This window comes from Enterobacter sp. DN (assembly GCF_046054285.1).
In the GTDB taxonomy this organism is placed as follows: Bacteria; Pseudomonadota; Gammaproteobacteria; order Enterobacterales; family Enterobacteriaceae; genus Enterobacter; species Enterobacter hormaechei_C.
The window spans coordinates 826,939-846,741 of sequence record NZ_JBJJTG010000001.1; the positions used below are offsets into that span (position 1 = coordinate 826,939).

The 19,803-nt window shown below is 58.3% G+C and carries 14 protein-coding genes; 11 read left to right on the forward strand and 3 right to left on the reverse strand.

Features of this window, described 5'->3' with window-relative positions; translation table 11 throughout:
- Positions 1-550: 550 nt before the first annotated feature.
- Together ACJTMZ_RS04070 and fumA are read left to right on the forward strand one after the other, a co-directional pair.
- Positions 551-2,059, forward strand: a complete 1,509-nt coding sequence (locus tag ACJTMZ_RS04070) for an anion permease (RefSeq protein WP_017383327.1) — start codon at positions 551-553, stop codon at positions 2,057-2,059.
- Positions 2,060-2,114: 55 nt separating this feature from the next.
- Positions 2,115-3,764 carry a class I fumarate hydratase FumA gene (gene fumA, locus ACJTMZ_RS04075; RefSeq protein ID WP_063413105.1) on the forward strand — a complete coding sequence of 550 codons (1,650 nt, stop codon included), beginning with the start codon at positions 2,115-2,117 and terminating at the stop codon, positions 3,762-3,764.
- Here fumA and ACJTMZ_RS04080 read toward each other — a convergent pair.
- Complete coding sequence (locus ACJTMZ_RS04080; protein WP_062938725.1) at positions 3,753-4,658, reverse strand: LysR family transcriptional regulator; 906 nt, start codon at positions 4,656-4,658, stop codon at positions 3,753-3,755. The genes fumA and ACJTMZ_RS04080 overlap by 12 nt on opposite strands.
- Before the next feature lie 95 nt (positions 4,659-4,753).
- On the opposite strand from ACJTMZ_RS04080, the gene ACJTMZ_RS04085 reads away from it, so the two are divergent.
- The 3 genes from ACJTMZ_RS04085 (at position 4,754) to ACJTMZ_RS04095 (ending at position 8,406) form a co-directional block, all read left to right on the forward strand.
- The gene (locus ACJTMZ_RS04085) at positions 4,754-6,049 is read left to right on the forward strand and encodes a serine hydrolase (protein ID WP_032654133.1); all 1,296 of its coding nucleotides are present in this window, start codon (positions 4,754-4,756) and stop codon (positions 6,047-6,049) included.
- 260 nt (positions 6,050-6,309) lie between these two features.
- Complete coding sequence (locus ACJTMZ_RS04090) at positions 6,310-7,611, forward strand: MFS transporter (protein WP_408626871.1); 1,302 nt, start codon at positions 6,310-6,312, stop codon at positions 7,609-7,611.
- 6 nt (positions 7,612-7,617) lie between these two features.
- A complete protein-coding gene (locus ACJTMZ_RS04095) occupies positions 7,618-8,406 on the forward strand; it encodes a substrate-binding domain-containing protein (protein WP_045906573.1) in 789 nt (262 codons plus the stop codon).
- A gap of 25 nt (positions 8,407-8,431) precedes the next feature.
- Here ACJTMZ_RS04095 and ACJTMZ_RS04100 read toward each other — a convergent pair whose 3' ends face one another.
- The gene (locus tag ACJTMZ_RS04100) at positions 8,432-9,280 is read right to left on the reverse strand and encodes a LysR substrate-binding domain-containing protein (RefSeq protein ID WP_252010682.1); all 849 of its coding nucleotides are present in this window, start codon (positions 9,278-9,280) and stop codon (positions 8,432-8,434) included.
- Between the two features lie 266 nt (positions 9,281-9,546).
- Here ACJTMZ_RS04100 and mtfA point away from each other — a divergent pair, with 266 nt between their 5' ends.
- Positions 9,547-10,344 carry a DgsA anti-repressor MtfA gene (mtfA, locus tag ACJTMZ_RS04105; RefSeq protein WP_003859539.1) on the forward strand — a complete coding sequence of 266 codons (798 nt, stop codon included), beginning with the start codon at positions 9,547-9,549 and terminating at the stop codon, positions 10,342-10,344.
- Here mtfA and ACJTMZ_RS04110 read toward each other — a convergent pair.
- Positions 10,341-11,549, reverse strand: coding sequence for an MFS transporter (locus ACJTMZ_RS04110; RefSeq protein ID WP_252010683.1), 1,209 nt, complete (start codon positions 11,547-11,549; stop codon positions 10,341-10,343). The two genes, mtfA and ACJTMZ_RS04110, sit on opposite strands and share 4 nt — an antisense overlap.
- 138 nt (positions 11,550-11,687) lie before the next feature.
- Between ACJTMZ_RS04110 and ACJTMZ_RS04115 the strand changes: the two genes are divergently transcribed.
- Genes ACJTMZ_RS04115 through ACJTMZ_RS04135 form a run of 5 tightly spaced genes read left to right on the forward strand, consistent with a single transcriptional unit; the run spans position 11,688 to position 19,654 of the window.
- Positions 11,688-13,430 (forward strand): IucA/IucC family siderophore biosynthesis protein, encoded by a 1,743-nt coding sequence (locus ACJTMZ_RS04115; protein ID WP_047733843.1) that lies wholly within the window; start codon positions 11,688-11,690, stop codon positions 13,428-13,430.
- Positions 13,430-14,377 (forward strand): GNAT family N-acetyltransferase, encoded by a 948-nt coding sequence (locus ACJTMZ_RS04120; RefSeq protein WP_047733846.1) that lies wholly within the window; start codon positions 13,430-13,432, stop codon positions 14,375-14,377. Before ACJTMZ_RS04115 ends, ACJTMZ_RS04120 begins: the two co-directional genes overlap by 1 nt.
- Positions 14,374-16,116 (forward strand): IucA/IucC family siderophore biosynthesis protein, encoded by a 1,743-nt coding sequence (iucC, locus tag ACJTMZ_RS04125; RefSeq protein WP_017383316.1) that lies wholly within the window; start codon positions 14,374-14,376, stop codon positions 16,114-16,116. Before ACJTMZ_RS04120 ends, iucC begins: the two co-directional genes overlap by 4 nt.
- Complete coding sequence (locus tag ACJTMZ_RS04130; RefSeq protein WP_017383315.1) at positions 16,113-17,438, forward strand: lysine N(6)-hydroxylase/L-ornithine N(5)-oxygenase family protein; 1,326 nt, start codon at positions 16,113-16,115, stop codon at positions 17,436-17,438. The genes iucC and ACJTMZ_RS04130 overlap by 4 nt, the downstream gene beginning before the upstream one ends.
- Before the next feature lie 26 nt (positions 17,439-17,464).
- Positions 17,465-19,654, forward strand: a complete 2,190-nt coding sequence (locus ACJTMZ_RS04135; protein WP_032654151.1) for a TonB-dependent siderophore receptor — start codon at positions 17,465-17,467, stop codon at positions 19,652-19,654.
- Positions 19,655-19,803 lie beyond the last annotated feature (149 nt).

Sequence of the window (19,803 nt, forward strand, 5' to 3'; positions counted from 1 at the left end):
GTGTTTTTTGCCGATGTCATGATAGTAATATAAAGCTTTTTTTAGTTTCTAAAGTCATTACGTTAGTTAATAAACTATTTAATCCCTTCGATAACATTAATAACACATTGGTGTTAGCGGGAATGTTTCACTCGTTCACAAGAATTTAAAAAAAGTTAAATTATAAAAGGTCAAACCAATACACCAAATCTATCAAAAAACCTTATAAAACAAAGATAAACAAAATCACCAGAATTTAAATGTTATAGTTTTGATACATAAAATGCGTAAAGCTAGCGAATAACCACACTACTCAGAGTGGTTATTATAAAAAATATAAAAATAGCCATTCAGTTCCGTTTTTTTGATCGCGATCAATAGTTATGGCATTCAAAAGAGCAATATAAAAACATCATCATTTTTTATTTAGCGCAAACCAAAATGCGTTAAATCGCTATTAGTGAAAACACAAATCCGCACCTTAAATAACTAAAAAAAGCAAAAAGGATATTTCAATCGAATTTGTGTTTTCGCCGGGCGACGAATTTTTGACAACTTAAGACGTGAAACTATGAATACAAAAACTGCTGTAACGCCTCCTGCGGCGAATCTGGCATCAAATGGAACAGCAAAACGACTGCTGATGATGGCTTTGCCCGTCATTGTTGCCGTCCTGCTGTTGTTTGTCCCCGTTCCGGAAGGGCTGCCGCCTTATGCGTGGCACTACTTCGCCATCTTTGTCGGCGTCATCGTCGGCTTAATTTTCGAACCGCTGCCGGGCGCCGTGATCGGTCTTACCGGCGTCGTGGCGATTGCGCTGTGCAGCCAGTGGGTACTCTTTAGCCCGGAACAGCTGGCTGACCCAAAATTCAAGCTGGCGGGCGCCTCCTTTAAATGGGCGGTCAGCGGGTTTGGTAACTCCACCGTCTGGCTGATTTTCGGTGCCTTTATGTTCGCCGCAGGCTACGACAAAACCCGCTTCGGCCGCCGTCTGGCGCTGATTCTGGTGAAGTACCTGGGCCGTCGCAGCCTCACGCTCGGTTACGCCATTACGTTTGCGGACCTGCTGCTGGCCCCGTTCACCCCGTCCAACACCGCGCGCAGCGGCGGGACCATCTACCCGATCATCGCCAACCTGCCGCCGCTGTACGGTTCAAAACCCAATGACCCAAGCGCGCGCAAAATCGGTTCGTATCTGATGTGGGTAGCCATCACCGCGGCCTGTATCACCAGCTCGATGTTCCTTTCCGCTCTGGCACCTAACCTGCTGGCGCTGGCGCTGGTAAAAAGCACGGTTGGAATTGATATCTCCTGGGGGACCTGGTTCCTCGCCTTCCTGCCGCTGGGCATCCTGCTGATCCTGACCATGCCGCTGCTGGCCTACTGGTTCTACCCGCCGGAAGTAAAAGTGAATAACGAAGTACCGCTGTGGGCGACCCGTGAACTGGAAAAACTGGGCAAACTGTCGCGCAATGAGATCCTGCTGCTGGTGTTCGTGTGCTGTGCGCTGCTGATGTGGATCTTCGCCGCGGCGTGGATTGAACCGGCCATGGCTGCCCTGCTGATCGTTGGCCTGATGCTGTGGACCGGCGTGCTGGAGTGGAACGATATCACCGGTAACAAAGCCGCGTGGAATACCTTCGTCTGGTTCGCCACCCTGGTGGCGCTGGCGGATGGCCTCTCCTCCACCGGTTTTATCAGCTGGCTGGGTAAAGAAGGCGGCCTGCTGATGAGCGGTATCTCTCCGGGTGTCGCCACCATCGTGCTGCTGCTGGCGTTCTACCTGCTGCACTATCTGTTCGCCAGCACCACCGCGCACACCACGGCGCTGCTGCCTGCGATGCTGACCATCGCCTCCACCATTCCGGGCATGAATATGGAAGTGTTCGTTCTGCTGATGGTGACCTCGCTGGGCGTGATGGGGATCATTACCCCCTACGGTACCGGTCCAAGCCCGATTTACTACGGTAGCGGCTACCTGCCAACCAAAGACTACTGGCGCCTCGGCACCATCTTCGGTGCCATCTTCCTGGCGGCCCTGCTGCTGATTGGTTATCCGTGGATGTCCATGATGTTCTGATTCCTGACCGCCGGACTTCTCCTCCGGCGGTTTTATTTTTGTGGAGCAATACGCTATGTCAAACAAACCGTTTATCTACCAAAACCCCTTCCCTCTTGCGCACGATGACACCGAATACTATCTGCTGACCAAAGAGCACGTTTCCGTTGCCGAGTTCGACGGTCAGGAAGTGCTGAAAGTCGAGCCAGAGGCGTTGACCCTGCTGGCACAGCAGGCCTTCCACGACGCGGCATTTATGCTGCGCACCTCTCACCAGAAGCAGGTTGCGGCTATTCTGAGCGACCCGGAAGCCAGCGAGAACGATAAGTACGTTGCCCTGCAATTCCTGCGCAACTCCGAAATTGCGGCGAAAGGCGTGCTGCCCACCTGTCAGGATACCGGTACGGCAATCATTATGGGTAAGAAAGGCCAGCGCGTCTGGACCGGCGGCGGTGACGAAGCGGCGCTGAGTCAGGGCGTGTATAACACCTATATTGAAGACAACCTGCGCTACTCGCAGAATGCGGCGCTGGATATGTATAAAGAGGTGAACACCGGCACCAACCTGCCCGCGCAGATCGACCTCTACAGCGTTGATGGTGACGAGTATAAATTCCTGTGCATGGCGAAAGGCGGCGGTTCCGCCAATAAAACTTATCTGTATCAGGAAACCAAAGCGCTGATCACCCCGGCGAAGCTGAAAAATTATCTGGTTGAGAAGATGCGGACCCTCGGCACCGCGGCCTGCCCGCCTTACCATATCGCCTTCGTTATTGGCGGCACCTCAGCGGAAGCCACGCTGAAAACCGTCAAGCTCGCCTCTGCGCGCTACTACGATGGCCTGCCAACCGAAGGCAACGCGCACGGCCAGGCGTTCCGCGACGTCCAGCTTGAGCAGGAACTGCTTCAGGAAGCGCAAAACCTCGGCCTTGGCGCGCAGTTCGGCGGGAAATACTTTGCCCACGACATTCGCGTAATCCGCCTGCCGCGCCACGGTGCCTCCTGCCCAATCGGCATGGGCGTCTCCTGCTCCGCTGACCGTAATATCAAAGCGAAAATCAACCGCGACGGGATCTGGATTGAGAAGCTGGAACACAATCCGGGCCAGTATATTCCTGAGTCCCTGCGTCAACAGGGTGAAGGCGACGTGGTGAGCATCAATCTCGACAAGCCGATGAATGAGATCCTGGCGCAGCTTTCCGCGCACCCGGTCTCCACCCGCCTGTCGCTGAACGGCACCATCATCGTGGCGCGCGACATCGCCCATGCGAAGCTGAAAGAGCTGCTCGACAACGGGGAAGAACTGCCGCAGTACGTTAAAGATCACCCGATTTACTACGCAGGCCCGGCCAAAACGCCAGAAGGTTACGCGTCTGGCTCCTTAGGCCCAACCACCGCCGGGCGTATGGACTCCTACGTGGACCTACTGCAATCCCACGGTGCGAGCATGATCATGCTGGCCAAAGGTAACCGCAGCCAGCAGGTCACCGACGCTTGCCATAAGCACGGCGGCTTCTACCTCGGCAGCATCGGCGGCCCGGCGGCGGTGCTGGCGCAAAACAGCATCAAGAGCCTGGAGTGCGTGGCGTATCCTGAACTGGGAATGGAAGCCATCTGGAAAATTGAAGTGGAGAACTTCCCGGCGTTTATCCTGGTGGATGACAAAGGCAACGACTTCTTCCAGCAGATCCAGAATAAACAGTGCAAAGGGTGCTCACAGCGCTGAACGTTTCCATAACGCCGGAAGCAGCGACAGCGTATCGTTGATCAACCCGCGCTTGTCGCTGCCCGGCTTCCAGATAGTGACCATCGTCTGGCTTATCCCCTGGCTGCCCACTTCGGTGGGCAGCCTTTTTACATTTTTCCACTGCGTTGCCTGAAGATGGGTCGGCAAAAACCCCCAGCCGCAGCCCTGCTCCAGCAGGCTGCGCAGCATCTCCAGTTCGTTAGTGAAAAGCGTGTGCCCTGAAATTTGCAGGCGACGGGCAACCGGCTCGTCTGACGCGGGATGCATAATCACCTGTGGCACCAGAGAGAGATCGAGCAGCGACACCGGCGACGCAACCTCCGCAAAAAGCGCCGTTGCGGCGTAAAAATCCATTTCGATCGCCCCCAGCGCCCGCCACTCCATCTCATTGCCCACGCTGCGGTTGCGCGCCTGGCAGATCCCCAGATCGGCCTGACCGTTTGCCAGCATCGCTTCCGCCTCATCGCGCGATGCGCTGGTCAGGCTCAGGCGGATCTTTTTCGTCGCCAGTGTGGCAATCAGCGCCTGTAAAAAAGCTCTGGGGGTGAACGGATCGTAAGCGAGGGCAATGTCCTGCGTCGCGCTGTCCGGTACCGATCTGGCAAACGCCTCAAACGCTTTGACCTGGCGCATTAGCAGGTGCGCCTGCCGCTGAAGCTGCTCCCCCTCCGGCGTCAGGCGCAGGCTGCGCCCCTCCCGCAGGAACAGAGCATAGCCCAGCCCATCCTCAAGGAAATCGATCAGATCCCGCAGGGTAGTACGATCTTTGCCGAGTTTACTGGCCGCCTTCATCAGGCTGCCGTGTTCAGCGACGGCAGTGAACGCCTCAAGCTGGGCAAAGGAATAGATCAGTGATGCCACGCCATTCTCCACGCAATTTTTACGGGGGATTTTCCCCCATAACGCGTTTTTTATTATAGGCCGCAGGTTATTAAACTGAAGTCCTTCCTGAGCCAAACGAGATAAATATGAAAATCAAAACAAACCGCACGCTGCTCGCGGCGCTGGTTGTCAGCAGCCTGCTCTCGCCCGCCGTTATGGCGGCCTGCAACGGTACCGACCTCACCACCTGTCCGGCGCCTTTCGATGCCAGACTCCCGGACGCGCATACCATGCTCACCTGGAGCCAGGCCGATCGCGTGGTGGGCTTTCGCAATGACTACCGCAACTACGCAGGGGATGTGTTCCGCCACGGCAACGCTACGCCGCTGCTGCCCGCAGAAAAACCGCTCACCGATGCCCGCTATCAGGTGAAGGGTAAGAGTTACACTCTTCAGGATTACCTGAAACGCCAGAACGTCAGCGGCATGCTGGTGCTGAAAAACGGCAAAGTGGCCTATAAATACCTGGGTGAAGGCAATACCGACTCAACGCTCTGGACGTCGCGTTCCGTGGGCAAATCGGTGGTCTCCGCGCTGGTGGGTGCTGCAATTAAAGAAGGGAAAATCCACTCCCTGGACGACCTTGTCACCCAATACGAACCTGACTTAAAAGGCACCGCCTGGGAGGGCGTAACGCTAAAACAGCTCATCACCCACACCTCTGGCGTGGCGTGGAACGAAGATTACACCAACCCGCAATCTGACTTCGCCCGGCTTACCGAATGCGAAGCGAAGCCGGGCACCTACAACTGCGTGCGCACCCTGGTGAAGGGGTTACACCGTGAACACCCGGCGGGCGAAAACTGGTCCTATTCCTCGGGTGGCGCCTGGCTGTTAGGCGATGTGCTTGAGCGCGCCACCGGCATGACGCTCGCGGCGTATCTGGAGAAGACCATCTGGCAGCCGTACGGCATGGCGAGCGACGGCGTGTGGCATGCCTACAGCAAAGGCCAGCACGACGTGGGTGCGCATGGGTTCAACGCCACGCTGGAAGACTGGGGGCGTTTCGGGGAGTTTATCCTGCATAACGGTACGCTGCCGGACGGGAAGCAGATCCTCCCCGAGGGCTGGGTGAAACAGTCCTCAGCCTGGACACAGGCCAAAGGATCGGTGTCCGACGCGCATCCGAAGGGGTTATACGGCTACCAGTGGTGGAACAACGAAGTACCAGCCACCGCCACCCACGTGGAGCCGAAAGTCGAAAATTCGCTGAAGGATTCCCTGTGGGCGCTGGGTATATTTGGTCAGATGATCATGGTTAATCAGAAAGAAAATCTGGTTATCGTCCAGTGGTCCACCTGGCCGCAGGCAGAGCCGTCATTCAGCGCCCAGCCGCTGGAAGCGTCGCTGATGTTTAGCGCGATTGCGAACGCGCTGCGCTGATAATCCCAAGCCAGGCCCCGCCTGGCTTCTCACCTGCGCGATGTCACAAAACCGATATATCAGCAACTTAGCGAAATCGAGTAAATAAAAGATCACCGAAATGTTAAGTTATTGTTGAATATGTAAATACTGGTCAACGCTTTGTCATTAATGCACCACACGCATCAGTCCATGCGCTATTTGCGCTTATTAATTTCCACTTCCTGATCCAGTTTTCAGAAACAGACGAGCATAACGTCACTATAAAACTGGAGATAATCATGGTTTCCTCAACCTCACCTGCAACGCTTCGTGCCAAAGCGGGCGCGATTTTCCGCGTCACGTCGGGCAACTTTCTTGAGCAATTCGACTTCTTTCTGTTCGGCTTTTATGCCACCTACATCGCCCATACTTTTTTTCCGGCAAGCAGTGAATTTGCGTCCCTGATGATGACCTTCGCCGTCTTTGGCGCGGGCTTCCTGATGCGTCCGATCGGGGCCATTGTGCTGGGGGCTTACATTGATAAAGTGGGTCGCCGTAAAGGGCTGATCGTCACCCTGTCAATTATGGCCGCCGGAACCTTCCTGATCGTGCTGATCCCTTCTTACCAGAGCATTGGCCTGTGGGCGCCGCTGCTGGTGCTGACCGGCCGCCTGTTGCAGGGTTTTTCGGCAGGCGCCGAGCTGGGCGGGGTTTCGGTTTATCTGGCGGAGATCGCCACGCCGGGCCGCAAGGGTTTCTACACCAGCTGGCAGTCGGGTAGCCAGCAGGTCGCCATTATGATCGCGGCGGCGATGGGCTTCGCCCTGAATGTGGTGCTGGAAGAGAGTGCCATTCGCGAATGGGGATGGCGTATTCCGTTCCTGTTTGGCTGTCTGATTGTGCCGTTTATCTTTTTCCTGCGCCGCAAGCTCGAAGAGACCGAGGAATTCAGCGCCCGTCGCCACCATCTGGCAATGCGTCAGGTCTTCACAACGCTGCTCGCCAACTGGCCGGTAGTCGTCGCGGGCATGCTGATGGTGGCGATGACCACCACCGCGTTTTACCTGATCACCGTTTACGCGCCGACCTTCGGTAAAAAAGTCCTGATGCTTAGCGCGTCGGACAGTCTTCTGGTCACGCTGCTGGTGGCGGTGTCCAACTTCATCTGGCTTCCGTTGGGCGGCGCGCTGTCGGATCGCTTCGGGCGTAAACCGGTGCTGATCGCCATGACGCTGCTGGCGCTGGCGACCAGCTATCCGGCACTGACGATGCTGGCCGCAGCCCCGAGCTTCTCAATGATGCTGACTGTGCTGCTGTGGCTCTCTTTCCTCTACGGCCTGTATAACGGCGCGATGATCCCGGCCCTGACGGAGATCATGCCAGCAGAGGTGCGCGTGGCGGGCTTCTCACTGGCTTACAGCCTGGCAACGGCGGTCTTTGGCGGTTTCACGCCAGTGATTTCGACTGCCTTAATTGAGTACACCGGCGACAAAGCCTCTCCGGGCTACTGGATGAGCTTTGCCGCCGTTTGCGCCCTGCTGGCAACGCTTTATCTCTATCGTCGTCGCACGTTAATCCTGCAAACTGCCGTTAAGGAGTGATCCCTCATGCTTACATTCAGAACGGTGATTGCCGCCCTGACCTTCGCCACCCTCAGCGCGGGCGCGCTTGCGCAGGATGTGACGGTGATGATTTCTGGCGGCTTCAAAGCGGCGCTGGAGAAGCTGACGCCGCAGTACGAAGCGCAAAGCGGTGACAGACTCATTGTGATCCCCGGCCCGTCGATGGGCAAAACGCCGCAGGCCATTCCGGCCCGGCTCGCCCGGGGCGAAAAAGCGGACGTGGTGATTATGGTGGGCGATGCGCTGGCGAAACTGGAACAGGATCGCAGGACGGCGGCGGGCTCTCGCGTGGAGCTGGCGGATTCGCCCGTCGGGATGGTCGTCAAAGCGGGCGCGCCGGTGCCGGATATCAGTACGGTGCCTGCCCTGCGGCAAACGCTGCTGAAGGCGCATTCCATAGCTTATTCCGACAGCGCCAGCGGCCGGTATGTAGAGAGCCAGCTGTTCCGTAAGCTGGGCATCGACGGCCAGGTCCACGATAAAGCGCACCGGGTTGAGCGCATCCCGGTGGCGTCTGAAGTGGCAAAAGGGAAATACGATCTCGGCTTTCAGCAGGTGAGCGAGCTTCTGCCGGTCCCGGGGGTGACGTTTGTGGGTAAGTTGCCTGACGACATGCAGTACATTACCCGTTTCGCCGGAGCCGTAACGCAGAAGGCTGACCATCCCGAACAGGGAAAAGCGCTGCTGGCCTTTCTCTCTTCGCCACAGGCCGCCAGCGTCATTACGGCAACGGGCTTAACGCCCGTCAGTGCACCTCGCGATACTGCTCGGTAATCAGCGTTTCGAGTTCGGCAGCAATTTAGGACTGGATCCGCCCGCGGCGGCGGATCAGCCCCACGGTTCGCCTGACCTCAGGCTCGGTTAAAGGTACCGACGTCAGCAGCGAATGCTCTGCGCGGGGCATTGACATGGCGGGAACGGCCGCAATGCCGATCCCGGCTTCAACCATCCCCAGCATGGTCGTCACGTGCCGCGTTTCGCAGATGCTGGGGCGCTCAGGCCGAATATGCCCGACCCGCTGGTCGAGAAGATTGCGGTTGCCGGAGGTCTTATCCAGACCGATATAATCCTGCTGATAAAAAGCCTGCCACGTCAGGCTTTTTCTTTTTGCAAGCGGGCTGTCGCGCCGGCAGGCAGCCACGTAGACATCCTCCACCAGCGGGACAAACTCGATGTCGGGCTGCAAACTCCGGGCAAAGCAGATACCAAAATCCGCCTGTCCGCGGGTGACGGCCTCGATAACATTTCCGGCGCTGCTGTCGATCAGTTTTATGCGCACGCGGGGGTAACGGGACTGAAAGCGGCGGATAACATCGGGCATAAAGTAACAGGCGGCGGACGGCACCGTCGCCACGGTGATTAGCCCCGTACGCTCCTCGCTGGCCTTATCTATATCCGAAAGCATGGACTCCACATCAGCAAGCAGCTGTCCGCATCGGTCGGCAAAGGTCTGTCCATACAGGGTCAGCGTGACGCGCCGGGTGGTTCTGTCGAACAGTTTTGTCCCCAGTGCCGCCTCGAGCTTTTCAATTCTTCGACTCAACGCCGACTGGGAAAGGCAGATAGACTCCGCCGCAAGACGGAAATTGCCATATTCCAGTAAAGCGCGGAAGGCATAGAGATCGTTGAGGTCAAAATTGACGGGCATACTGACGGGATCCTTAAGCACGGTAGGGTAAGAAGAGATTTATCATAGTCGCGCACGACATACTTCACAAAATGAAGGGGATACCCCTAAAGCGCTATCAACCTGACGGCACATAGTGATAGTTTATGCGGGCTGGATTCCTCTTAAACAGGCTGCCAGTCTGCATGCAGCCGAAGAGGAGTGTCATACTGCTTAACAGAGTATGTTGGCATGCTAACAGCCCCTGACCTTTCCATTTTGTTCACGTGCGAGTAACGAGCAAAGCGATGATTAAGTGGCCCTGGAAAACGAACGACGCTGGTCGAAATATGGCGCTGCCCTGGGATGAGGCTCTGGCGATCCCCGTGCTGGCGAATCTCTTGCCTGAAGAGCAATCAAAGCTGATTCAGCTGGCCGAGCGTTTTTTACAGCAAAAACGGCTGGTACCGCTACAGGGCTTCGAACTGGATCCGCTTAAAAATTCCCGCATCGCCCTGCTCTTCTGCTTGCCGGTGCTGGAGCTGGGTATCGAATGGCTGGATGGCTTCCACGAAGTGCTGATCTACCCGGCGCCGTTTATCGTCGATGATGAGTGGGAGGATGACATCGGGCTGGTGCACAACCAGCGTATGGTGCAGTCCGGGCAAAGCTGGCAGCAAGGGCCAATCATCCTCAACTGGCTGGATATTCAGGACTCGTTCGATGCCTCGGGCTTCAACCTGATCATTCACGAAGTGGCGCATAAGCTGGATACCCGCAACGGCGATCGCGCCAGCGGCGTGCCGCTGATCCCGCTGCGTGAAGTCGCGGGATGGGAGCACGACCTGCACGCGGCGATGGAAAACATTCAGGATGAGATAGACCTGGTGGGTGAAAGCGCGGCCAGCATTGATGCCTATGCCGCGACCGATCCCGCCGAGTGTTTTGCGGTACTGTCCGAGTATTTCTTTAGCGCACCTGAGCTTTTCGCTCCGCGCTTCCCGGCGCTGTGGCAGCGTTTTTGCCAGTTTTATCAGCAGGATCCGCTTCAGCGTCTGCGGCAAAGTGAGGACGCAGCCAGCACATCCTCTCATCCGTTCCACTAATGTTCAGCAGAGGTACGATCGGTCGATCGTACCCACACGCTCACCGCGAGAAACAGCAGCGCCATTCCCCATGCGGCAGTAATCAAAAACTGCTCGCCGTAAAAGCGCGTCACCACGGGTACCAGCAGCGCGCTGGCCCCGTACCCCAGCGTATGGCTGGTGGCGATCACCCCTGCGCCTTTGCCCGTCGTCAGCCGATCGTTGAGCAAAAGCTGGTATCCCGGCGTTGCCATGGCGGCCCCCAGCGAAGTGATGACAATTCCCACGTAGAACAGGGCTAAACTGGCGAGACACATCAGCCCAAGACCCGCCACCATCAAGACCGCGGCAATTAAGAGTAAAACTCTCGGGGTAAAATGCTGCGGGCGTACCACCAGAAACTGCGCCGCCAGGGTCGCCAGCGCGGCCAGGCTCAGCAGCAGCGCGACATGATGGCTGATTTGCACGGCATCGCCATTAAATAACGGGTGAAGATGCGGCGATAAACCAAGCTGCATCAGGCTGACCAGCGCCGCCAGCAGCAGTGCCAGCACCAGGAAAGGCAGCATGGAGGCCTGTAACCGCGTCGACTGGTGCGCCACCGGCGGCAGCGGGGGATCGGCGGCTTCGCGCAGCACCAGCAGCAGCGCGATAAACGGCGCCAGCGCCATCAGCCAGAGCGGTGCGACCGGGCTGACGATGAGCATCAGCGCGGCCAGGGGCGGTCCCAGCAGACGCCCGCAGCTAAGGCCAGAGCTTATCGTCGCCAGCGCCGCCATCCTTTTATCCAGCCCCGCGCGTTGAATGGCCCACGTCTGGGCCGCAGGCACCAGCCCTGATACCGTCAGGCCGTACAGCATGCGCGACAGCACCAGGCCTGCCATTCCCCAGAGAGCATTCAGCGCGCCGTTCGCCATCGCCCAGACCACCAGCGCCATCACGACAAAGCTCGCCAGATAGCCTCCCAGCGAGGCCAGCATAACGATCTTACAGCCGTGCCGCTCGCTCTGGCGTCCCCACCAGGGCGATGCGGGTAAAAAGAGCATCGAGCCGAACATCAGCAGCCCGGCCCAGACGGAGAGCGACAGTCCGGTCAGGGAGACCAGCTGCGGCAGCATAACCAGCAAACCGTTTTGCCCAATACCTAATAAACCGGCGCCCAGTGCCAGGGGCCAGTTAGCTTTAGGGGTCACAACGTCAGTGAGATTCTCAGTACGGGTGCGCATAAAATTGTGAAGATAATGTCAATAAATGTGTGGAAATTATGAAGTTTATGAAAACAAATATTGCAAAAATAGTTGCCACTGTAAACAGAATGAATATCATAACGAGAATTATTATCAGTCATGGAATGAGGTACAACTATGCGTACTCTGCCCCGCTCCGCCGGTACAGATGTTGCGGCCCAGTGTTTTTTGAACGCGCTGCTGCGCGAAACGAAGGACTGGCACTATCTTCCCGCAACCCGTGCGGATGAGTTATCACAGATTCATATCCCGCTCTCCCCAACCCAGGCCATTCGGGTTCCGGTACGCTATTTCTCCCCCACGCAGCATCACCAGTATCGTTTTCCGGCAACGCTGATTCAGGCCGACAGCGACGGCGGTGACACGGTCACATTTCATCAACTGATTGATTTCATTCTTCAAAAAGAGACGGTAAAAGGCGATCTGGATGCTGATACGCTGGCTCGCTTTAAGCAGCGCGTCCTGGAAAGCCATACGCACACCTGGCAGGCCATTGATTTACGCCACAACTGGGCAAACCTGCGCGATAAGCCGCTGACGTTTGCCGAAGCGGAACAGGCGCTGCTGGTCGGCCATGCTTTTCATCCTGCCCCAAAGTCGCACGAGCCGTTTAACGAGGTCGAGGCGCGTCGCTATCTGCCGGATTTCGCCTCCCGCTTCCCGCTGCGCTGGTTTGCGGTTGAGCATGAGCTGATTACTGGCGACAGCCTGAATGTCTCCCTGCGGGAACGTCTGCTGCGCTTTGCAGCGCAGAGCGCGCCGGCCCTTCTCGGTCACTTCACCGACACCTGCTGGCTGCTGCCGATGCACCCGTGGCAGGCCGACTATCTGCTGGAGCAGGACTGGTGCCAGCGTCTGGTAGAAAAAGGCGCCCTGCGCGATCTGGGCGAAGCCGGTGCGCAATGGCTGCCCACCAGCTCTTCCCGCTCGCTGTACAGCGAAACCAACAGCGACATGATTAAGTTTTCCCTGAGCGTGCGGCTGACCAACTCCGTGCGCACGCTGTCGGTGAAAGAGGTTAAGCGCGGCATGCGCCTGGCGCGGCTGGCGAAAACGGCACGCTGGCAGGAACTTCAGGCGCGCTACCCGACCATGCGCGTGATGCAGGAGGACGGCTGGGCGGGGCTGTGCGATGAGCACGGCGTCGTCCAGGAAGAGAGCCTGATGGCCCTGCGCGTCAACCTGCTGTTCGATACCCCTGAAACGCAAACCAACGTGCTGGTGAGCCTGACCCAGGCCGCGCCGGACGGCGGCGACAGCCTGCTCGCCGCGGCGGTGCGTCGTCTGAGCCAGCGTCTGGATCTCCCGCTCGCCCAGGCCGCGCGCTGCTGGCTGGACGCTTACTGCGACCGGGTATTGCTTCCGCTGTTCAGCGCCGAGGCGGACTACGGTCTGGTCCTGCTGGCGCACCAGCAAAATATCCTCGTTGAGATGCAGCAGGATTTCCCCGTTGGGCTGATCTACCGCGACTGCCAGGGCAGCGCCTGGACCGAAGGGGCCGACGCGTGGCTGAAAGAGGCAGGTGAAACCGAGGTGGAAAACCGCTTCGGTGAGAGCCAGCTGCTGCGCTACTTCCCTTATTACCTGCTGCTGAACTCTACCCTTGCCGTCACCGCCGCGCTCGCCGCCGCCGGCTTCGACAGCGAAGAGAACCTGATGTCCCGCGTGCGTGACGCGCTGGCCGAACTGCGCACCACGGCGAAGCAGACCCGCTGCCTCGATTATGTGCTCAACAGCCCGACCTGGAACTGCAAAGGCAACTTTTTCTGCTACCTGCACGATCGCAACGAAAACACCATCGTCGATCCGGCGGTGATCTATTTCGACTTTAGCAACCCGTTTTATAAGGAGAAGGCGTGATGGCAAACGCGAATATCGTCCATTCCGGCTACGGCTTTCGCTGCACGGTCACGGAACAAAACCTGCCGCTGACGCTGGGTCTCGACGGCAGCGCGGTGCTGGAGCGGCTGACCGGGCTCCCGGACGGCTGGCTGGTGGACGCCCTCGACCAGCTGTTTGTTGCCGCGCCCGCCCTGACCGGCATTACCCTGCCGTGGGCAGCCTGGCAGGATGAACCTCAGGCGCAGGCGCTGTTTAGCCTCGTTCATGGGGATTATCTGGCGCGTGAAATTTTCTGGCAGCTGCCGCTGTGGCTGAAAGGCGAACGTCCGCAGGCGAGCGGCGGAACGCAGTTTGACGAAAGCCGTCAGCTGTACTTCCCGCTGCGCCCTCACCGCCCGCAGAGCGAGGTTTACCGCCGTTACGATCCGCAGATTAAGCGCACCCTGAGCTTCCGCGTGGCGGACGTGGCGCTGGACGGCGAGCGCTTTACCCGCTGGATGAATAACCCGCGCGTAAATGCCTTCTGGGAGATGGCGGGACCGCAGGCCGAGCAGGAAAACTACCTGCGCCGCCAGCTCGACTCGACCTATTGTTACCCGGTTATCGGCTGCTTCGATGACCAGCCGTTCGGCTATTTTGAACTCTACTGGGCGGCAGAAGATCGCATTGGCCGCCACTACCGCTGGCAGCCGTTTGACCGCGGGCTGCACATGCTGGTGGGTGAAGAAAACTGGCGCGGCGCGCAATACATCCGCAGCTGGCTGCGCGGCCTGAGCCACTATCTGTATCTCGATGAACCGCGCACCACGCGCATTGTCGCCGAGCCGCGCTTCGACAACCAGCGTCTGTTCCGCCATCTGGCGTCCGCCGGTTTCGACACGGTGAAAGAGTTCGACTTCCCGCACAAACGCTCCCGTCTGATCATGAGCGAGCGTCACCGCTTCTTCCACGAGGTGGAACTGTGAACGCACTCTGGCAGAAAGTGAACCGCGAGATGGTGGCGAAGATCCTCGCCGAACTGGAATATGAACGCACCCTGCGCGCCGAGCCGGTTTCGGCGGACAACTGGCGCATCAGTATGGGCAACGCGTGCTGGCAGTTTCGCGCCACGCGTGGGATATGGGGCTGGCTGCATATTGACCCTGATACCCTGACCACCACCAGCGGCGCGGCGGTCGAAGCGGAAAACGCGCTGCTGCAACTGGCCACCGTGCTGGAGATGAGCGACGCGCAAACGGCGGAGCACATGGAAGATCTCTACGCCACGCTGCGGGGTGACATGCAGCTGTTGCAGGCGCGTGAAACGCTGGATGCCGATGCGCTGATCCACCTCGACCCGGACGAACTACAGTGCCTGATGCGCGGTCACCCGAAGTTTATTTTCAACAAGGGACGCCGCGGCTGGGGGCTGGATGCCCTGCGCCTGTACGCGCCGGAATATCGCGGGCGTTTCCGCCTGCACTGGGTCGCCGTGCAGCGCGAGCGTCTGGTCTGGAGCAGCGACGCCGATTGCGATATTAACGCCCTGCTCTCCAGCGCCATGGACGATGCCGAGCGCGAGCGGTTCGACGCCCGCTGGCAGGAGCTGGATCTGGACGACAGCTGGCTGCCGGTGCCGCTGCACCCGTGGCAGTGGCAGCAAAAAATTGCCATTCATTTCCTGGCGCAGCTCGCGCGCGGTGAGATGGTAGAGCTGGGTGAGTTCGGCGATGAGTATCTGGCGCAGCAGTCCCTGCGCACGCTGACCAACGCCAGCCGTCGCGCGCCGTATGACATCAAGCTGCCGCTGACTATCTACAACACCTCCTGCTATCGCGGTATTCCGGGCAAGTATATCGCCGCCGGTCCGCTGGCCTCGCGCTGGCTACAGCAGCAGTTCGCCAGCGATGCCACGCTGATTCACTCCGGGGCGCAGGTGCTTGGCGAACCCGCAGCCGGATATCTGTCGCATCCGGGTTATGCCGCATTGCCTGAGGCGCCGTACCGCTATCAGGAGATGCTGGGGGTGATCTGGCGCGAGAACCCATCCTGCTATTTACAGGATGGCGAACAGGCGGTGCTGATGGCGGCGCTGATGGAAACCGATAACCAGGGGCGCCCGCTGATTGACGCGTGGATCAAACGCTCGGGGTTAACCGCTGACGCATGGCTGGAAAAGCTGTTTGAGGCGACGGTGATCCCCTTCTACCACCTGCTCTGCCGCTACGGGGTGGCGCTCATCGCCCACGGCCAGAACGTCACGCTGGTGATGAAAGATTACGTTCCGCAGCGCATTTTGCTGAAGGATTTCCAGGGCGACATGCGCCTGGTGGATGAAGATTTCCCGCAGGCGCAGAGCCTGCCGGAGCAGGTAAAAGCGGTGACGGCGCGCCTCAGCGCGGATTACATCATCCACGACCTGCAAACCGGCAACTTTGTCACGGTACTGCGCTTTATATCCCCCCTCACCCTGCAATGCGGCGTGAGCGAAACCCGCTTCTATCAGATCCTGGCGCTGGTGTTACGTCGCTATATGGCCGCCCATCCGGATCTTACGGCGCGCTTCGCGAAGTTCGACCTGTTTAAGCCGCAGATTATTCGCGTGATCCTCAACCCGGTCAAACTGACCTTCTCTGAACACGACGGCGGCAGCCGCATGCTGCCGAACTACGTCTGCGATCTTGATAACCCTCTTTTTCTGGTCTCCCAGGAGTCAGCGCAATGAAAACCTATGATTTCATCGGCATTGGTATCGGTCCGTTCAACCTCAGTATTGCCGCGCTGGCAGAGGGGCTGGACGGTTTTAGCTCGCTGTTTCTTGAACGCAAGCCGCACTTCTCCTGGCACCCGGGGATGATGGTGCCGGACTGCCATATGCAGACCAGCTTCCTGAAGGATCTGGTCAGCGCCGTGGAGCCTACCAACCGCCACAGCTTCCTGAACTATCTGGTACAGCGCAAAAAGTTCTACCGTTTCCTCACCACCGAGCAGCGCACCGTGTCGCGCGAGGAGTTTGCCGACTACCTGTGCTGGGCGGCGGATAACCTCACTAACCTGGCCTTCAGCCAGCAGGTACAGCAGGTCAGCTTTGATGAGCAAAACGGCCTGTTTGAGGTCGTGACCCAGCGGGATCGCTTCCTGGCGCGCCACGTCTGCGTGGGGATTGGGAAGCAGATCAATCTCCCAGACTGCGTCACCGCGCAGGACGACACCTGCTTCCACGCCAGCGAAATGATGCTGCGCACGCCGGATTTAGCGGGCAAGCGCGTCACCGTCGTCGGCGGCGGCCAGAGCGGTGCGGATCTGTTTTTAAATATCTTCCGTGGGGAATGGGGGCAGCCGCTGAGCCTCAACTGGGTGTCGCGCCGCAACAACTACAACGCGCTGGATGAAGCCGCGTTTGCTAACGAATATTTCACGCCGGAGTACGTGGACAGCTTCTCGACCCTTGGTGACGACGCCCGACGTCAGATGTTGCAGGAGCAGAAGATGACCTCCGACGGGATCACCACGGAGTCGCTGCTGGCCATCTATCGCGCCATGTATCACCGCTTCGAAGTGCTACGCGAAAAACCCTGGGCGCACCTGATGCCGTCCCGCTCGGTGACGGCGCTGACGCGCCAGGAAACCGGACATCGCCTCAGCATCCAGCATCACCTGGACGGCGGGCGCGAACAGCTGGAGAGCGACGTGGTGATTTTCGCCACCGGCTACCGCGCCGTGCAGCCCGCGTTTCTCGCCCCGCTCTCTTCCCGACTGCGTCTGGATGAGAATGAAGCCTTCTGCATCAACAACGATTTCACCCTTGAATGGGACGGCCCGCAGAGCAACCGCCTGTTTGCCGTCAATGCCGGGATGCACCGTCTCGGTATTGCCGAACCCCAGCTCAGCCTGATGGCCTGGCGCGCGGCGCGAATTTTGAATCGCGCTCACGATGACGAGCCGTTTGAGCTGGCAACCACCCCCGGCGTGATCCACTGGCGGAGCACCACCAGCCCGGAGAGCAGCCAGGTTTTTAAATCATTAATGAAGACCACCGAGTACTGACACACACATTCAGGATCAACATAACAATGAAACGTTCTCATCTTTGGGTTTTAAATCCGTGCTTGCTTGCCATGCTTTCTACCTCTGCGTGGGCGGAAGAACAAAAGGAAGAAGATATTGTGGTCTCCGCCAGCCGGGCACATCGCAGCGTGGCAGAGATGGCGCAAACCACCTGGGTTATTGAGCGGGCGGAAATTGAGCAGCAGGTTCAGGGCGGGAAAGAGATTAAAGACGTGCTGGCCCAGCTGATCCCCGGCATGGACGTCAGCAGCCAGGGACGTACCAACTACGGCATGAACCTGCGCGGTCGCTCCATGATGGTGATGGTGGACGGCGTACGTCTGAACTCTTCCCGCAGCGACAGCCGTCAGCTCGACTCTATCGATCCGTTCAACATTGACCGCATCGAAGTGATCTCCGGCGCCACCTCGCTGTACGGCGGCGGCAGTACCGGCGGTCTGGTGAACATCGTCACCAAAAAAGGCCAGCCGGAGACCGAGGTGGAGTTCCAGACCGGAGCAAAAAGCGGGTTTAACAGCCATAACGACCATGATGAGAACGTCTCCGCAGCCGTGAGCGGCGGCAATGACAACGCCTCTGGCCGTCTGTCGGTCTCCTATCAGCGCTACGGCGGCTGGTATGACGGCAACGGCGACGAGGTGATTATCGATAACACCCAGACCGGCTTGCAGTATTCCGACCGTATCGACGTGATGGGGACAGGCACCATCAACATCGACGATCATCAGCAGCTCCAGTTAACCACGCAGTACTACAAGAGCGAATCCGACGGCAAGCACGGCCTGTTCCTTGGGGAGAATTTCGCTGCGGTCACGGGCGATGCCAAAGCCTATAATAAAGATAACCTGAACTCTGACCGTATCCCGGGCACAGAGCGTCACCTGATCAACCTGCAATACTCGAACACCGATTTCTGGGGTCAGGATCTGGTTGCGCAGATTTACTACCGTGACGAGAGCCTGACCTACTACCCGTTCCCGACGCTGAGCAAAGGCGCGGTGACCAGCATTGGCGCGTCCCAGCAGAAAACCGATTTTTACGGCGGCAAGCTGACGCTGAACAGCAAGCCGATGGACGACCTGACCCTCACCTGGGGTGTGGACGCCGATCATGAAACGTTCGATGCCAACCAGCAGTTCTTTGACTTGAGCAAAGCGGCGGCGAGCGGCGGCATGGAGCTGGACAATGCCTACAACGTGGGCCGTTATCCGGGTTACAGCATTACCAACCTCGCGCCGTTCCTGCAAGCCAGCTATGACATTGACGCCATCACCCTGAGCGGCGGCGTGCGTTACCAGTACACCGAAAACAAGGTGGACGATTTTGTCGGCTACGCCCAGCAGCAGGCAATCGCCACGGGCAAAGCGACCTCCGCTGACGCGGTGCCGGGCGGGAAAACCGACTACAACAACTTCCTGTTTAACGCCGGGATCCTTGGACGTCTTACCGAACAGCAGCAGCTGTGGTTTAACTTCTCCCAGGGCTTCGAGATCCCGGACCTGGCGAAGTACTACGGCTCCGGCACCTATCAGCTGGTCGATGGTCACTATCGCCTGCAAAACAGCGTCAACGTGAACGACTCAACGCTGGACGGTATTAAGGTCAATGCTTACGAGCTGGGCTGGCGCTTCACCGGCGATAACCTGCGTACCCAGGTGGCGGCCTACTACTCGCTCTCGGATAAAACCATCACCATCAACAAGAGCGACATGACCATCAACCTGGAGGACGATAAACGTCGTATCTATGGGGTTGAAGGCCAGGTGGACTATTTCTTCACCGACAGCGACTGGAGCACCGGGGCGAACTTTAACGCCATCAAGTCCGAAACGCGTGAAAACGGGAAATGGGAGAAGCTGACGGTCGACAGCGCCAGCCCGTCTAAAGCCAGCGCATGGGTTAACTGGGCGCCGGGCGACTGGGCCCTGCGCGTGCAGAGCACACAAACCTTCGACGTGTCTGACGCCGACGGTAAGAAGATTGATGGCTATAATACCGTTGATTTCCTGGGCAGCTACGCCCTGCCGGTGGGCAAAGTCAGCTTCAGCGTGGAAAACCTGCTGGACAAAGACTACACCACCGCCTGGGGCCAGCGCGCACCGGGGCTGTATAGCCCAACCTATGGCTCACCGGGTCTTTATACTTATAAAGGCCGTGGACGTACGTTTGGCCTGAACTACTCCGTTCTGTTCTGATCCTGCGCGCCGCCTGCGGGCGGCGCGATTTGCTGTGCAATTTGAAAGCAAATTTGCTATTAAATCATCGGTTTGCTGAAATTCTCGGCAAACGAACAAAAACGGTGTTTTCCCCTTTGACAAGGCGCACGCAGGTCGATAATATGCGC

Bases quoted from the DNA above. Each gene is read 5' to 3' on its own strand.
- ACJTMZ_RS04135 (WP_032654151.1), top strand. From the start codon at position 17,465: ATGAAACGTTCTCATCTTTGGGTTTTAAATCCGTGCTTGCTTGCCATG.
- ACJTMZ_RS04110 (WP_252010683.1), bottom strand. From the start codon at position 11,549: ATGCGCACCCGTACTGAGAATCTCACTGACGTTGTGACCCCTAAAGCT.
- ACJTMZ_RS04130 (WP_017383315.1), top strand. From the start codon at position 16,113: ATGAAAACCTATGATTTCATCGGCATTGGTATCGGTCCGTTCAACCTC.
- ACJTMZ_RS04085 (WP_032654133.1), top strand. From the start codon at position 4,754: ATGAAAATCAAAACAAACCGCACGCTGCTCGCGGCGCTGGTTGTCAGC.
- ACJTMZ_RS04100 (WP_252010682.1), bottom strand. From the start codon at position 9,280: ATGCCCGTCAATTTTGACCTCAACGATCTCTATGCCTTCCGCGCTTTA.
- fumA (WP_063413105.1), top strand. From the start codon at position 2,115: ATGTCAAACAAACCGTTTATCTACCAAAACCCCTTCCCTCTTGCGCAC.
- ACJTMZ_RS04115 (WP_047733843.1), top strand. From the start codon at position 11,688: ATGCGTACTCTGCCCCGCTCCGCCGGTACAGATGTTGCGGCCCAGTGT.
- ACJTMZ_RS04095 (WP_045906573.1), top strand. From the start codon at position 7,618: ATGCTTACATTCAGAACGGTGATTGCCGCCCTGACCTTCGCCACCCTC.
- ACJTMZ_RS04090 (WP_408626871.1), top strand. From the start codon at position 6,310: ATGGTTTCCTCAACCTCACCTGCAACGCTTCGTGCCAAAGCGGGCGCG.
- mtfA (WP_003859539.1), top strand. From the start codon at position 9,547: ATGATTAAGTGGCCCTGGAAAACGAACGACGCTGGTCGAAATATGGCG.
- ACJTMZ_RS04070 (WP_017383327.1), top strand. From the start codon at position 551: ATGAATACAAAAACTGCTGTAACGCCTCCTGCGGCGAATCTGGCATCA.
- ACJTMZ_RS04120 (WP_047733846.1), top strand. From the start codon at position 13,430: ATGGCAAACGCGAATATCGTCCATTCCGGCTACGGCTTTCGCTGCACG.